The organism is Streptomyces cinereoruber (assembly GCF_009299385.1).
Classification (GTDB): domain Bacteria; phylum Actinomycetota; class Actinomycetes; order Streptomycetales; family Streptomycetaceae; genus Streptomyces; species Streptomyces bikiniensis.
Genome location: NZ_CP023693.1, coordinates 3,632,069 through 3,646,645, shown reverse-complemented (window position 1 = coordinate 3,646,645; position 14,577 = coordinate 3,632,069). Strand labels below are relative to the sequence as shown.

Below are 14,577 nucleotides of genomic sequence, written 5' to 3'. Positions count from 1 at the left end.
CCTATGAGTACGCACGCCTCTGACCCCCTGGCCGCGCTCGGCTCCCTGCCGGGCGTCGCCGACGCGGTGGACTCCGTACGCAAGGCCGTCGACCGGGTCTACGGACACCGCGTGATGCGCCGGCGCAGCAACGAGATCTCCTCCGAGGCGGCCCTGCGCGGAGCGCGCGGCTCGGCCGCCCTGTCCGGTGCCGACTGGGCCCTGGAGGAGGTCCGCCGGCGCACCGACTTCAGTGCCGACCCCGAGGCCCGCACGGTCGGCGCCGCCCTGCGCCTGAGCGCCGAGGCCGGACAGCTCCTCTCCATCTGGCGCCAGTCGCCGCTGCGCGTGCTCGCCCGCCTCCACCTGGTCGCCGCGGGCGAACCGGACGACTCGGTGGGTCGGCCCCGGCTGGACGGCGAGCGGGTCGACGAGCCGCTGATCGAGGGCCCCGTGCCGACGCCCGCCGAGGTCGCCGGACGGCTCGACGGCCTCGCGGAGCTGATCGTCGCGGGCAGTGGGGCCCCGGCGCTCGTGACCGCCGCCGTGGTGCACGGCGAACTGCTCGCGCTGCGCCCCTTCACCTCGCACAACGGCCTGGTCGCGCGGGCGGCCGAGCGGATCGCGCTCGTCGGCAGCGGCCTCGACCCCAAGGGGATCTGCCCGGCCGAGGTCGGCCACGCGGAGCAGGGCCGGGCCGCGTACCTCGCCGCTTTCGAGGGCTATCTGTCGGGGACCCCGGAGGGCATGGGGGCCTGGATCGCGCACTGCGGGCGCTCGGTCGAGCTGGGGGTCCGGGAGTCGACGGCCGTCTGCGAGGCGCTCCAGCGCGGCGCGGCCTGAGGGGTCGGGTCCGGGGCTTGGTCTCGGAAAGGGTTGCGGCGGTACCTGTACAGGTACCGCCGCTGGCACGTCCGCCCAGTTACCAAGCGTCCTCGATATGTGCCCATCAGGCCGGGAACTTTGCCCGTCGCCTGGTGCGGCTGGCCCGTAATCGACGGGTCGACGTCGCGTGGGTACCTGGCTTTCGTGCTAGGTCCGTGGGGCCTTCATGCTCAACAGGTGATCCTCTCGGATGTCCTAGGTCTCGCGGGCCTGATTCCTTTTTACTCCTCTTGGGGTGGAAGCGAAAGTGCTCGTCCCACTTCTTGGGGTTTCGTTCAAGTTCGGGCAAAGCCGACGGCGGTCCGAGGGGCCCCGAGGGCGGCCTGCCGGCGCCGGGCGGCGTACCAGACGAGCCCGGCTCCGAGGGCGGCCGCTCCCACGGCCGCCGCGGCGACGAGCGCGGGCCGGGGCGGCATCCGGAACTCGGGCAGCCGCTGCTTGAGCCGGACCGGCCTGCTGAAGGTGAGAACCGGCCATTCCCGGGCCACGGCCTCGCGGCGCAGCGCCCGGTCGGGATTGACCGCGTGCGGGTGGCCGACGGCCTCCAGCATGGGGATGTCGGTCGCCGAGTCGCTGTACGCGTAGCAGCGCGCGAGGTCGTAGCCCTCCGACTCCGCCAGCTCCCGGACGGCCTCGGCCTTCGTCGGCCCGTACGCGTAGTACTCCACCTCCCCGGTGAAGCAGCCGTCCTCGCCGACCACCATCCGGGTGGCGACGACCCGGTCGGCCCCGAGCATCTCGCCGATCGGCTCGACCACCTCGGCGCCGGAGGTCGAGACGATGACGACGTCCCGGCCGGCGGCGTGGTGGGCCTCGATGAGGGAGGCGGCCTCGTCGTAGATGATCGGGTCGATCAGATCGTGAAGGGTCTCGGCGACGAGCTCCTTCACCTGGGCGACGTTCCAGCCTTTGCAGAGCGCGGAAAGGTATTCGCGCATCCGCTCCATCTGGTCGTGATCGGCCCCGCCCGCCAGGAAGACGAACTGGATGTAGGCCGTCCGCAGGGCGGCACGGCGGCTGATCAGCCCGCCCCGGTAGAAGGACTTGCTGAAGGTCAGCGTCGAGGACTTCGCAATGACCGTCTTGTCCAGGTCGAAGAAGGCGGCTGCGCGCGGCAAGGAGTGGTTTTCCACGAGCCCGAGCATAGGTGCCCGCCATTCGGCGTACGCTGGGGCGCGTGGGTTTGCCTGAGAAGCCTCTCGGGTACACCATGGAAGTCACGGATCGTTCGCGACCGTGCTACCCCGGTCCGGCTCCTCCCCCCCCCGAGTCGGCCGGAGAGACGACCCCCGCTCTCCCCCCCGGCGGGGGTCGTCGCATGTCCGGAGCCGTTTCGGGCCCGCGTGGCATCGCCCGCTCCCTTCTCTTCGCCCCTCGGCCACGGGTCGGCCATCGGGCTGTCGCACTCTCGATTCCTCACTCAGAGTAACCGTCGGGATGCGTTCCGGGCAGTCTCCGGAGGGGTGACGCGGTTATTCACAGGCCCTCCCTTATCCACAGTTTTTCGTCGGGATCCCCACGATTTCCCGGGCGGCCCCACGGTGATTCCTGTCGCGAAGTTCGCGGACGGCAGGAATCACGAGAGGGGTGTGTGCCGTGGAGGCATCCAGGACTTCCGGGGCCGGGAGCACGGATCGGGGCTCGTCGGCGCGGGACGCCGGAGCGAGGGGAGCCTGGGCGCGGAGGCCCGGAGCGAGGGGGCCGGGGGCCGTGGGACCCGGAGGCGTCGGGCCCGGGGGCGTGGGGTTCGGAACGCGGGGAGCGGAGGCCCGGGGGCCGGAGGTGCCGGACGGGGACGAGGCGCGGCGGGCCGGACCGCTGATCGTCACCGAGGACCTCGGGCTGCTCGACGACCTCCTCCGGCTCTGCGCGGCGGCCGGGGTCGAACCCGAGGTGCACCACCGGGTGCCCGAGCGGGGGGCGGGCTGGACGGACCCGCCGCTCGTCCTGGTCGGCGACGACGCCGCCGCCCGCTGCCGGGGAGCGGTGCGCCGGCCGGGGACCCTCCTCGTCGGGCACGACCGGGACGACCCAGGGCTGTGGCGCCTCGCCGTGGAGATCGGCGCGGAGAGCGTGCTGCGGCTCCCGGACGCCGAGGGCCTCCTCGTGGACCGCATCGCCGACGCGGCCGAAGGAGCGGGCCGGCAGGCGCTGACCGTCGGCGTCGTCGGCGGCCGCGGGGGCGCGGGCGCCTCCACCCTGGCCTGCGGGCTCGCCCTCGCCGCCGCCGGGGCCGGACACCGCACCCTCCTCCTCGACGGCGACCCGCTGGGCGGCGGGCTCGACGTGCTGCTCGGCGGCGAGCGCGAGGAGGGCAGGCGGTGGCCCGACTTCGCCGCGTCGAAGGGCCGGCTCGCGAGCGGTGCCCTGGAGGAGTCACTGCCGTCGGTGCGGGGCGTCCGGGTGCTCAGCTGGGGCAGGGAGCCCGCGCCGCCGGTGCCGCCCGAGGCCGTGCGGTCCGTGCTCGCCGCCGCGCGCCGCCGGGGCGGGGTCGTCGTGGTCGACCTGCCGCGCGGGACCGACCGGCCGACCGCCGAGGCCCTGGCCCAGCTCGACCTCGGACTGCTCGTCGTGCCCGGGGAGTTGAGGGCGGTCGCGGCGGCCCACCGCACGTCCGCGGCCCTCGGGACGGCCGTGCGCGACCTGCGGGCCGTGGTGCGCGGACCGTACGCGACGGGACTCGACGAGCGGTGGGTCGCCGACGCGCTGCGGCTGCCGCTCGTCGGCGAACTCCCCTACGACCCGGGGATCGTCGCCGACCAGGACGCGGGCCTCCCGCCGGGCGCCGAGCCCCGGGGGCCGCTCGGCCGGTTCTGCGCCGCCTTCTGGGAGCGCGTGCTCACGCCCGGAGGTGCGGCATGACCGGCACCTGGGGCGAAGGCGGCGGCACGGGCCTGCTCGACGCCGTGCGGCAGCGGCTCGCGGCGAGCGGGGCCGAGCCCACCCCGGCCCGGGTCGCGGCGGCGCTGCGGGCCCAGGGGCGGCTGCTCGGTGACGCGGAAGTACTGGGAGCGGCAGAGGAGCTGCGGTGCGAGCTGATCGGCACCGGCCCCCTCGAACCCCTGCTCGCCGACCCGGCGGTCACCGACGTCCTGGTCTCCGCCCCCGACCGGGTGTGGGTGGACCGGGGCACCGGACTCGAACGGGCCCCGGTGTCCTTCCCCGACGCCGCCGCCGTCCGCAGGCTCGCGCAGCGGCTCGCGGCCGTCGCCGGACGCAGGCTCGACGACGCCCGCCCCTGGGTGGACGCCCGGCTCCCCGACGGCACCCGCATGCACGCCGTGCTGCCGCCGGTGGCGGTCGGCTCGACCTGCCTCTCGCTGCGGGTGGTGCGCCCGCGCGCCTTCTCCCTGGAGGAGCTGGCCGCGGCGGGCACGGTGCCGCCCGGCGGCGCCCCGGTCCTGCGGGCCCTGATCGACGCCCGGGTCTCGTACCTCGTCAGCGGCGGCACGGGCACGGGCAAGACCACGCTCCTCGCCTCCCTGCTCGGCCTGGTCGGGGAGCGGGAGCGGATCGTGCTCGCCGAGGACTCGGCGGAGCTGCGGCCCGACCACCCGCACGTGGTGCGCCTGGAGGCGCGGCCCGCCAACCAGGAGGGCGCCGGGCTCGTCACCCTGCGGGACCTGGTCCGGCAGGCGCTGCGGATGCGGCCCGACCGGCTGGTGGTCGGTGAGGTGCGCGGCGGTGAAGCGGTAGACCTTCTGGCCGCTTTGAACACGGGCCATGAAGGGGGCTGCGGGACGGTCCACGCCAACACGGCGGCGGACGTGCCGGCGCGGCTCGAAGCCCTGGGGACGGCGGCCGGGCTCGACCGGGCCGCCCTGCACAGCCAGTTGGCCGCCGGGCTCTCGGTCGTGCTCCACCTCGTGCGGGACCGGGACGGGCGGCGGCGGATCGCCGAGATCCACGTCCTGGAGCGCGACCGGGAGGGGCTGGTCCGGACGGTCCCCGCCCTGCGGTGGGGTACGGCCGGATTCGAGCGGGAGCGGGGCTGGGAACGGCTGGGGACGCTGATCGGAGGGGAAGCGTGGTGACGGCGGAGCCGGAGGCGGTACGGGCTGCGGCGCGGGGCGCGGCGGTGCTCTGCGCGGGACTCGCCCTGCTGTGGTGGGCGGTCGAGCGGCGGCGCGGGGCCGGCCGGGCGCGGGCGGTGCTCGCGGGCGGCCCGACCGAGGAGTCCGGCACCGACACGTGGGCGGTGGTGGTCGCGCGCTGGCGGGCCCGGCTGCGGGGGCGGCGGGCATGGCTGTGCCTGCCGGTGGCCGGGGCCCTCGCGCTGCTCGGGGAGTCACCGCTGCCGCTGGTGGCGGGGGTGCTCGCGGTCCCCCTGGTCGGGCGGCGGTTGCGGGCCGCCGGGCGGCGGAGGGAGCGGGAGGCGCGGGCCGAGCGGGTCGCGGCCCTGTGCGGGGCGGTCGTCGGAGAGCTGCGGGCCGGCTGGCAGCCCGCGCAGGCGCTGTCCTTCGCGGCCCGGGAGACCGGCGCCCTGGGCGGCGAGGAGGCCCGGGTGCTCGCGGCGGCCCGGTTCGGCGGGGACGTGCCGGAGGCCCTGCGGAGGGCGTCCCGGCAGGACGGCGCCGACGGCCTCGCGGGCATGGCGGCCTGCTGGCAGGTGGCCGTCGACGGGGGCGCGGGCCTGGCCGCCGGACTCGACCGGCTGGAGGCCTCTCTGCGGGGCCACCACGAGCAGCGGGAGCGGTTGCGGGCCGAACTGGCCGGTGCCTGGGCCACGGTGACCGTCCTCGCGCTGCTCCCGGCGGCGGGGCTCGCCCTCGGTACGGCGCTCGGGGCCGACCCGCTGCGGGTACTGCTCCACACCCCGGCCGGCCTGGGCTGCCTGGCCGTCGGCGGGGCCCTGGAGGCGGCCGGGCTGTGGTGGGCCGCACGGATCGTACGGGGAGGTGAGCGGGCGTGATGCCGCTGGACACCCTCCGGACGGGGGCGCTCCTGACGGCGGCGGTGTGCCTGTGCGCACAGGGTGTGCGCGAGGCGCTGCGCGAGCTGGGAGCACGCCGGACGCGGAAGCGGGCACGGAACCTCCTCGGAACGCCGGCACCGGTGCCGCCGGCCCGGAAAGTCCGGCCGGGTCCCTCGCGGATGGGCCTCTGGGCGGCCCCGGTCGTCGCGGCCGGCCTCGGCTGGGTGCTCCTCGGCGGGCTCGCCGGCCTGGGCGCGGGCGTGCTGGTGGCCTGCGGGGTACGGGGACGGCTTCGCGGACGTCGGGCCTCGGTCGATCGGGCCGACGAGGAGGAGGCGGCGCGCCATCTCCCCCTGGCGGCAGATCTGTTGGCGGCCTGCGCCGCCTCGGGGGCCGGGCCCGGGGAGGCGGCGGAGGCGGTGGGCCGGTCGCTGGGCGGTCCGCTCGGAGAGCGCCTGACCCGCACGGCGGCCGAACTGCGCCTCGGCGGCGAACCGGCCGAGGTGTGGCGGAGGTTCGGCGCGATACCGGGCGCTGCGGGGCTCGCCCGCTGCCTGGAGCGGTCCGGTTCCTCGGGAGCGCCCTCGGCGGAGGCCGTGGCCCGGTACGCGACGGCCCTGCGAGCGGCCCGCGCCCGCACGGCGGCGGCCGGGGCCCGCCGGGCCCAGGTCCTGATCAGCGCACCCGTGGGCCTCTGCTTCCTGCCGGCCTTCCTGGCGGTGGGGGTGGCCCCGGTGGTGATCGGCCTCGCGACGGGCCTGCTGCACGGATGAGAACGACCACGAGAAGACACGCACGACACACGGCACGAACGACCACAACACACGCACGACCACAACACACGCACGACCACGAGACATGCACGACCACGAGACACGACGGAACGAACGGGACGAGGAGAACGACATGGCGGGGACAGCGGCAGTGACGGCGGCGGCAGCGGCGGTGGGGACGCTCAAGGGGCGGGTCGGTGCGTGGTGGCGGTCGCGGTGGGAGGCCGCGCGTCGTGACACGGGAATGAGCACGGCCGAGTACGCGGTGGGGACGATCGCGGCGGCGGCGTTCGCCGCGGTGCTCTACAAGGTCGTGACCAGCGGGACGGTCTCGGGGGCACTGAACTCGATGATCGGGAAGGCGCTCGATGCGTCGTTCTGAGACGTGTCGTTCCGACCGGGGCTTCGCGACCGTGGAGGCGGCGATGGTCCTGCCCGTCCTGGCGCTGTTCACGGTGACCCTGCTCTGGTCGCTGTTCGCGGCCGCCGCGCAGATCCGGTGCGTGGACGCGGCGAGGGCGGGGGCGCGGGCCGCGGCCCGCTCGGAGCCGGTGGCCGCCGCGGAGGCGGCCGCGAGGACCGCGGCACCCGAGGGGGCCCGGGTGACGGTGACGCGCTCGGGGGAACTGTGGCGGGTGACGGTGGAGGCGGCGGCCCCCGGCCCCCGGGGCCTGGGCCTCACCCTGCGGGCGGAGGCGGCGTCCCTCGCGGAGGACACCGGACTCCTCGGGGATCTTGGTCCCGGAGGCCCGCCGTGAGGGCCCGTCGCCGCCCCGGAGACTGCTGTTCTGCCCGTCGCCGCCCCGGAGGCCGCCGTCCGGGTCGTCGTCTCCCCGGACGCCGCGGGGACCGGGGGGCGGCGACCGTGTGGACGGCGCTCGCGGCCTGTGCGCTGTGCGTGGTGTTCGGGGCGGTGCTCGCGCTGGGCCAGGCGGTGGTGGCCCGGCACCGGGCCGGCGGGGCCGCCGACCTGGCCGCCCTCGCCGCCGCCGACCGGGCCCTGTGGGGCGAGGCCGAGGCGTGCGCCGCCGCCTCCCGGGTGACCGGTGCGCAGGGCGCCGAGCTGGTGCGGTGTGCGGTGCGGGGCGAGGTCGCCGAGGTGACCGCGCGGGTGGTGCGCGGCCCGTACCGGCCGGAGGTCAGGTCCCGGGCGGGGCCTCCAGGGCTCCCGCCGGGTCCGCCGGCCGGTCCTTGGGCGCCCCCTCCGGTGCCTCCGGGCCATCCCGATCCGCCTGATCCTCCCGGCCCTCGCGACCCTCCCGGTTCTCCGGGGCTCCGCGGAGGAGTTCCGTGAGGAGGCGGACCGCGCCGCGCTTGTGGAGGGGGTCGTTGCCGTTGCCGCACTTCGGGGACTGGATGCAGGAGGGGCAGCCCGCCTCGCACTCGCAGGAGGCGATGGCCTCCCGGGTGGCCGCCAGCCAGGCGCGGGCCGTGTGGAAGGCCCGTTCGGCGAAGCCCGCGCCGCCCGGGTGCCCGTCGTACACGAAGACCGTGGGCAGCAGGGTGTCGGGGTGGAGCGGTACGGAGACGCCGCCGATGTCCCAGCGGTCGCAGGTGGCGAAGAGCGGCAGCATGCCGATGGAGGCGTGCTCGGCGGCGTGCAGGGCGCCGCCGAGGATCTCCGGGTTGATCCGGGCGGCGTCGAGCTGGTCCTCGGTGACCGTCCACCAGACGGCCCGGGTGCGCAGGGTGCGGGGCGGCAGGTCGAGCTTGGTCTCGCCGAGCACCTCGCCGGTGACGAGGCGGCGGCGGAGGAAGGAGACGACCTGGTTGGTGACCTCGACGGAGCCGTAGCAGAGGCGGCCGGCTCCCCAGGGGATCTCGGTGTCGGTGTCGAGGACGGCGATGGAGGTGGTGTCGCGGGCGGTGGTGGAGTACGGCGGGACGGCCTCCTCCACGAGGGCCACGGAGTCCTTCAGGTCGAGCTCCCGGACCAGGTAGGTGCGGCCCTGGTGGAGGTGGACGGCGCCCTCGTGGACGGAGGTGTGGGAGGCCGCCTCGTCGACCGTGCCGAGGAGGCGGCCGGTGCCGGCCTCCACGATCCGGACGGGGCTCCCGCCGCCGCCCCGGATGTCGGTGAGGTCGGCGGCCCGCTCGCGGCGGGTCCAGTACCAGCCGGTGGAGCGGCGGCGCAGCAGACCGGCCGTCTCCAGCTGGGGGAGGAGGTCGGGGACGGCCGGGCCGAAGAGGGCCAGGTCGGGTTCGGTCAGCGGCAGCTCCGCCGCCGCGGCGCACAGATGGGGGGCGAGGACGTAGGGGTTGTCGGGGTCCAGGACGGTCGACTCGACCGGCTGCTCGAAGATCGCCTCCGGGTGGTGGACCAGGAAGGTGTCCAGCGGGTCGTCCCGGGCGACCATGATCGCGAGGGCGCCCTCGCCCGAGCGGCCGGCGCGGCCCGCCTGCTGCCACAGGGACGCCCTGGTCCCCGGGTATCCGGCGATCAGGACGGCGTCCAGGCCCGAGACGTCCACGCCCAGCTCCAGGGCGGTCGTGGCGGCCAGGCCCAGGAGCTCCCCGGAGTGCAGGGACCGTTCCAGGGCGCGGCGCTCCTCGGGCAGGTAGCCGCCCCGGTAGGCGGCGACGCGGCGGGCCAGGGCGCGGTCGGTCTCGGCGAGGCGTTCCTGGGCGATCACCGAGATCAGCTCGGCGCCGCGTCGGGAGCGCACGAAGGCGACCGAGCGGACGTTCTGCCGGGTCAGGTCGGTCAGCAGGTCCGCGGTCTCGGCGGTGGCCGTGCGGCGCACGGGCGCGCCGCGCTCCCCGCGCAGCTCGGTCAGCGGCGGCTCCCACAGGGCGAAGACCAGCTCGCCGCGCGGGGAGGCGTCGTCGGAGACCTCCGTGACCGGCAGGCCGGTGAGGCGGCCGGCGGTCCGGGCGGGGTCGGCGGAGGTGGCCGAGGCGAGGAGGAAGACCGGCTCGGAGCCGTACCGGGCGCAGACCCGGCGCAGGCGCCGCAGCACCTGGGCGACGTGGGAGCCGAAGACGCCCCGGTAGGTGTGGCACTCGTCGATCACGACGTAGCGCAGGGCGCGCAGGAAGGAGGACCACCTGGGGTGGGAGGGAAGCATGCTCCGGTGCAGCATGTCGGGGTTGGTGAGCACGTAGTTCGCGTACTGGCGGACCCACTCGCGCTCCTCGACCGGCGTGTCGCCGTCGTGGAGGGCGGGGCGGATCCGGTTGCCGAGCGGGGCGGCCAGTTCCCGCACGGCGCGCCGCTGGTCGGCGGCGAGGGCCTTGGTGGGGGCGAGGTAGAGGGCGGTGGCCCCGCGCCCGTTGGGGGCCTCGGAGCCGTCCAGGAGGGTGGACAGGACCGGGGCGAGGTAGGCGAGCGACTTGCCCGAGGCGGTGCCGGTGGCGATCACCACGGACTCGCCGTCGAGGGCGTGCTCGGCGGCCTGCGCCTGGTGGGCCCACGGGTGCTCGATCCCGGCTTCCTGGATCGCCGCGATCACCTCCGGGCGGATGCGGTGCGGCCAGACCGCATGACGACCCGCCCGGGCGGGCATGTGCTCCGTATGAGTGATGCGCGCGGCTCGGCTCTCGCCCGAGGAGAGCCGGTCGAGGAGCATGCCGGGAGAGGGGCGGCTGCCCCTGTCCCCGGCGGGACGACTGGGGCGGTGATTCTTGGCCATCGGCGTCGAGTGTGTCACTGCCATGACGGACAATGCTTCCAAGGCGTCGTGCATGGCTGTGGGTAAGTGATTGAATGCCATCGCGGCTGGCAATCCGTTCCTCGGCCCCGTCCGGGAGACCCGGGAGAACGATCGCCCGATAGCAAGGTGCTGGAGGATCCGTGGACCTGTCCCTGTCGACTCGCAATGTGACCGGCGCTGGTGGTGACCGTACGGTCGTCGAGGTCGGTGGCGAGATTGATGTGTATACCGCGCCCAAGCTGCGCGAGCAGTTGGTCGAGTTGGTGAACGACGGCAGTTACCACCTGGTCGTCGATATGGAGAGCGTGGACTTCCTCGACTCCACCGGCCTCGGTGTGCTCGTCGGCGGCCTGAAGCGCGTCCGTGCCCACGAGGGCTCGCTGCGCCTCGTCTGCAACCAGGAGCGCATTCTCAAGATTTTCCGGATCACGGGCCTTACCAAGGTGTTCCCGATCCACACCTCGGTCGACGAGGCCGTCAACGCCGTCGACTGAGCCCAGGGGGTTCGCATGGCCACCGTTGAACTCCGCTTCAGCGCCCAGCCCGAGCACGTCCGGACGGCCCGCCTGGTGGCGGCCGCGGTGGCGCGCCGGGCGGGGGTGGACGAGGCGGTCCTCGACGAGGTGCGCCTCGCCGTCGGCGAGGCGTGTTCCCGTGCCGTCGGGCTGCACCGCAGCAACGACGTCACGACCCCCATCCGGGTCGTCCTGACCGAGGAGGAGAAGTCGTTCTCCATCGAGGTCGGCGACGAGGTGCCGGGCGCGGGGGTGGCGGCGGCCGATGCCGTCGGGGTCCCCGGCGCGCGCGCCGCGGCCCCGGCCGAGGACTTCGACGACGCCGACGGCGAGGACGAGATGGGCCTCGCGGTGATCCGAGGGCTCGTCGACGACGTCGAGGTGAGCGCCGGCGCGGACGGCGGCACCCTCCGCATGACCTGGCCGGTGAGCCCGGCGGACGTCCTGTCCTGAGACCTTTCGGTCCGGTGGGGTGCGGGAGTGGTAGCGGTTCGGGGAGAGGGCCTGTGTTGTGGGGCCTCTCCCCGTAACTCTTTCTTCCTTTTCTTCTGTCTTCGGGGCAGCCGCGCGGGGGTTTCCGGGTCCCCGTATGTGCCGGTTCGTCTCCCTATGATCCGTCCCCATGGACCGATCCGTCCTCATGGACCCCCCTTCCCTCGTCCCCCTCGCCGGGGCGGTGCTCACGAGTGGGAACCGGGCGATCGTGGTCGTCGTGGCGGCCGTCGCCCTCGCCGCGCTGGTCGTCGCGTGGTTCTTCACCCGCCAGGTGCTCGCGGCCGGCGAGGGGACCGAGCGGATGCGGGAGATCGCCGCCGCCGTGCAGGAAGGGGCCAACGCCTATCTCGGGCGGCAGCTGCGGACCCTCGCCGTCTTCGCCGTCGTCGTGTTCCTGCTGCTGTTCGCGCTGCCCGCCGACACCTGGTCGCAGCGCGCCGGGCGGTCCCTGTTCTTCCTGGTCGGGGCGTTGTTCTCGGCGTCCACCGGGTACGTCGGCATGCGGCTCGCCGTGCGGGCGAACGTACGGGTCGCCGCCGCGGCCAGGGACGCCGCCCCGGCACCGGGCGAGCCGGAGAAGGACCCGGCCGAGGTCGCGCACCGGGCCATGCGGCTCGCCTTCCGCACCGGCGGGGTCGTCGGCATGTGCACCGTCGGCCTCGGGCTGCTCGGCGTCTCCTGCGTCGTCCTCGTGTACGCCGCCGACGCGCCCAAGGTCCTGGAGGGGTTCGGGCTCGGCGCGGCCCTCATCGCCATGTTCATGCGCGTGGGCGGCGGCATCTTCACCAAGGCCGCCGACGTCGGCGCCGACCTGGTCGGCAAGGTCGAGCAGGGCATCCCCGAGGACGACCCGCGCAACGCCGCCACCATCGCCGACAACGTGGGGGACAACGTCGGCGACTGCGCCGGCATGGCCGCCGACCTCTTCGAGTCGTACGCCGTCACCCTGGTCGCCGCGCTCATCCTCGGCAAGGCCGCCTTCGGCGACCACGGCCTCGCCTTCCCCCTGATCGTGCCCGCGATCGGCGTGGTCACCGCCGTGATCGGCATCCTCGCCGTCTCCCCCCGGCGCACCGACCGCGGCGGGATGAGCGCGGTCAACCGCGGCTTCCTCGTCTCGGCGGTGATCTCCCTCGGGCTCGTCGCCGTCGCCGCCTTCACCTATCTGCCCTCCTCCTACGCCGCACTGGAGGGCGTCACCGAGCCCGGCCTCCGCGGGCACGACGGCGACCCGCGCGTCCTCGCCCTGGTCGCCGTCGCCCTCGGCATCGTCCTCGCCGCCCTGATCCAGCAGCTCACCGGCTACTTCACCGAGACGAACCGGCGGCCCGTACGGGACGTCGGGAAGTCCTCGCTCACCGGCCCCGCGACCGTCGTCCTCGCGGGAGTGGCCCTCGGCATGGAGTCCGCCGTCTACACGGCGCTCCTGATCGGCCTCACCGTGTACGGGGCGTTCCTGCTCGGCGGGGCCTCGATCATGCTGGCGCTCTTCGCGGTCGCGCTCGCCGGGACGGGCCTGCTCACCACCGTCGGCGTGATCGTCGCCATGGACACCTTCGGCCCGGTCGCGGACAACGCCCAGGGCATCGCGGAGATGTCCGGGGACGTCGAGGGCGCGGGCGCGCGGGTCCTGACCGACCTGGACGCCGTCGGCAACACCACCAAGGCCATCACCAAGGGCATCGCCATCGCCACCGCCGTCCTGGCCGCCGCCGCGCTCTTCGGCTCGTACCGGGACGCCATCGCCACCGCGGTCGCCGACGTCGGGGTGGAGGCGGGCGCGCTGACGCTCTCCATGGACATCTCGCAGCCCGACAACCTCTTCGGCCTGATCCTGGGCTCCTCGGTCGTCTTCCTCTTCTCGGGCCTCGCGATCAACGCCGTGTCCCGGTCGGCGGGATCGGTGGTGTACGAGGTGCGGCGGCAGTTCCGCGAACATCCCGGGATCATGGACTTCACCGAGAAACCGGAGTACGGGCGGGTCGTCGACATCTGCACCAAGGACGCGCTGCGCGAACTCGCCACGCCCGGACTGCTCGCCGTGACGGCCCCGATCGCGGTGGGCTTCGCGCTCGGCGTCGGCCCGCTCGGCGCGTACCTCGCCGGGGCGATCGGCACGGGGGCGCTGATGGCGGTCTTCCTCGCCAACTCCGGTGGCGCCTGGGACAACGCGAAGAAGCTGGTCGAGGACGGGAACCACGGCGGCAAGGGCAGCGAGGCGCACGCGGCGACCGTCATCGGGGACACCGTCGGCGACCCCTTCAAGGACACGGCGGGACCGGCGATCAACCCCCTCCTGAAGGTCATGAACCTGGTCGCGCTGCTCATCGCCCCGGCGGTCGTGCGGTTCGGGCACGGGGACGACGCGAACGCCGGGGTGCGGGCGGCCGTCGCCGTGGTCGCGCTGCTCGTCGTCATCGTCGCCGTCCTCCTCTCCAAGAGGCGCTCCGTGGACGTCTCCTGACGTGGCATCCGTCTCATTCACGGAGACGACGGGGGGCGTGAGCGGTCTCTCCCTTGGTTCAAAAGGCTTCAATACGGGAGGAACCAGTCGTACGAAAGGTGGAAGTAGCCCGTTCGGCGTGTATGTTCCGGGGCCGAGAGCCTTGGAAGGGACCGAACCGTTGAACAAGAAGCTTGCGGCCGCACTGTCCGGCGGCGCGGTACTGGTGCTCGCGCTGTCGGGTTGCAGCGGCGACGAGGGCAACAAGGTGGACGACTGGGCGAAGACGTTCTGCGACCAGGCCAAGCCCCAGATCCAGAAGCGCGCCGACGCCCACCAGATCATCATCTCGACGGCGGCCGACAGCAAGCCCGCCGAGATCCAGGCCGCGGACTCGAAGGCGTTCCAGGACATCGCCGACGCCGACCGCGCCCTCGCCAAGGCCGTCGAGAGCGCCGGCGCCCCGCCCGTGGAGAACGGCGAGAAGATCAAGCAGGACGCGGTCAAGGAGCTCAACGAGACCGCGGTGGCCTACGAGGGGCTGAAGAAGCAGGTCGACGCGCTCGACCCGTCGAACCAGCAGAAGTTCGCGGACGGCCTCCAGAACGTCGCCAACGGGCTGACCAAGATCGAGAAGATGGACCAGCAGGCCCTCGCCAAGCTGGAGGAGGGCGACCTCGGCAAGGCGATGGCCAAGCAGCCCGGCTGCCAGAAGCCCACCGTCTCGACCCCGCCGAAGCCCTCGGGCTCCGCCTCCCCGGGCGCCGGCTCCACCGCGGACGCGGGCGGCGCCACCGAGCCCTCCCGGGGTGCGTCGGCGAAGCCGGGCGGGGCGGCGACGGCCACCAAGAGCGAGGAGTAGGGCGCCCGGCGCTCCTGCTCCGGGGCGGCCGCCCCGGTGGCGGTCGGTGCGGGCGGT

13 protein-coding genes and 1 pseudogene are annotated in these 14,577 nt (G+C 74.7%); 12 read left to right on the top strand and 2 right to left on the bottom strand.

Features of this window, described 5'->3' with window-relative positions:
* The first annotated feature begins 3 nt into the window (after nt 1–3).
* Complete coding sequence (locus CP977_RS16150) at nt 4–822, top strand: Fic family protein (protein WP_062754199.1); 819 nt, start codon at nt 4–6, stop codon at nt 820–822.
* 317 nt (nt 823–1,139) lie between these two features.
* On the opposite strand, the gene CP977_RS16145 is transcribed toward CP977_RS16150, so the two are convergent.
* Entirely contained in the window at nt 1,140–2,009 is an 870-nt protein-coding gene (locus CP977_RS16145; protein ID WP_062754201.1) for an HAD family hydrolase, read from the bottom strand.
* 595 nt (nt 2,010–2,604) lie between these two features.
* Between CP977_RS16145 and ssd the strand changes: the two genes are divergently transcribed.
* From ssd to CP977_RS35205, 7 genes and pseudogenes are all read left to right on the top strand, one after another.
* On the top strand, nt 2,605–3,726 hold the full coding sequence (gene ssd, locus CP977_RS16140; RefSeq protein WP_152370344.1) for a septum site-determining protein Ssd: 1,122 nt from the start codon (nt 2,605–2,607) through the stop codon (nt 3,724–3,726).
* Nucleotides 3,723–4,898 carry a TadA family conjugal transfer-associated ATPase gene (locus CP977_RS16135; protein WP_152370343.1) on the top strand — a complete coding sequence of 392 codons (1,176 nt, stop codon included), beginning with the start codon at nt 3,723–3,725 and terminating at the stop codon, nt 4,896–4,898. The genes ssd and CP977_RS16135 overlap by 4 nt, the downstream gene beginning before the upstream one ends.
* Nucleotides 4,895–5,776, top strand: a complete 882-nt coding sequence (locus CP977_RS16130) for a type II secretion system F family protein (RefSeq protein WP_229991711.1) — start codon at nt 4,895–4,897, stop codon at nt 5,774–5,776. The genes CP977_RS16135 and CP977_RS16130 overlap by 4 nt, the downstream gene beginning before the upstream one ends.
* Entirely contained in the window at nt 5,776–6,552 is a 777-nt protein-coding gene (locus tag CP977_RS16125; RefSeq protein WP_152370342.1) for a type II secretion system F family protein, read from the top strand. The genes CP977_RS16130 and CP977_RS16125 overlap by 1 nt, the downstream gene beginning before the upstream one ends.
* 85 nt (nt 6,553–6,637) lie before the next feature.
* The gene (locus tag CP977_RS16120; protein WP_229991710.1) at nt 6,638–6,934 is read left to right on the top strand and encodes a DUF4244 domain-containing protein; all 297 of its coding nucleotides are present in this window, start codon (nt 6,638–6,640) and stop codon (nt 6,932–6,934) included.
* The gene (locus CP977_RS16115; protein ID WP_152370341.1) at nt 6,921–7,310 is read left to right on the top strand and encodes a TadE family type IV pilus minor pilin; all 390 of its coding nucleotides are present in this window, start codon (nt 6,921–6,923) and stop codon (nt 7,308–7,310) included. The genes CP977_RS16120 and CP977_RS16115 overlap by 14 nt, the downstream gene beginning before the upstream one ends.
* A pseudogene (locus CP977_RS35205) lies at nt 7,307–7,651 on the top strand (Rv3654c family TadE-like protein); the annotation flags it as partial. The gene CP977_RS16115 and the pseudogene CP977_RS35205, both read left to right, overlap by 4 nt.
* A gap of 40 nt (nt 7,652–7,691) precedes the next feature.
* On the opposite strand, the gene CP977_RS16105 reads toward CP977_RS35205, so the two are convergent.
* Nucleotides 7,692–10,265 (bottom strand): DEAD/DEAH box helicase, encoded by a 2,574-nt coding sequence (locus tag CP977_RS16105; RefSeq protein WP_229991709.1) that lies wholly within the window; start codon nt 10,263–10,265, stop codon nt 7,692–7,694.
* An 80-nt stretch (nt 10,266–10,345) separates the two neighbouring features.
* Between CP977_RS16105 and CP977_RS16100 the strand changes: the two genes are divergently transcribed.
* The 4 genes from CP977_RS16100 (at nt 10,346) to CP977_RS16085 (ending at nt 14,520) form a co-directional block, all read left to right on the top strand.
* The gene (locus tag CP977_RS16100; protein ID WP_030205962.1) at nt 10,346–10,699 is read left to right on the top strand and encodes an STAS domain-containing protein; all 354 of its coding nucleotides are present in this window, start codon (nt 10,346–10,348) and stop codon (nt 10,697–10,699) included.
* Between the two features lie 15 nt (nt 10,700–10,714).
* Nucleotides 10,715–11,173, top strand: coding sequence for an ATP-binding protein (locus tag CP977_RS16095; RefSeq protein ID WP_030205959.1), 459 nt, complete (start codon nt 10,715–10,717; stop codon nt 11,171–11,173).
* A 169-nt stretch (nt 11,174–11,342) separates the two neighbouring features.
* Nucleotides 11,343–13,679 (top strand): sodium-translocating pyrophosphatase, encoded by a 2,337-nt coding sequence (locus CP977_RS16090; RefSeq protein ID WP_152370340.1) that lies wholly within the window; start codon nt 11,343–11,345, stop codon nt 13,677–13,679.
* A 160-nt stretch (nt 13,680–13,839) separates the two neighbouring features.
* On the top strand, nt 13,840–14,520 hold the full coding sequence (locus CP977_RS16085) for a hypothetical protein (RefSeq protein ID WP_062754215.1): 681 nt from the start codon (nt 13,840–13,842) through the stop codon (nt 14,518–14,520).
* The last annotated feature ends 57 nt before the right edge of the window (nt 14,521–14,577 follow it).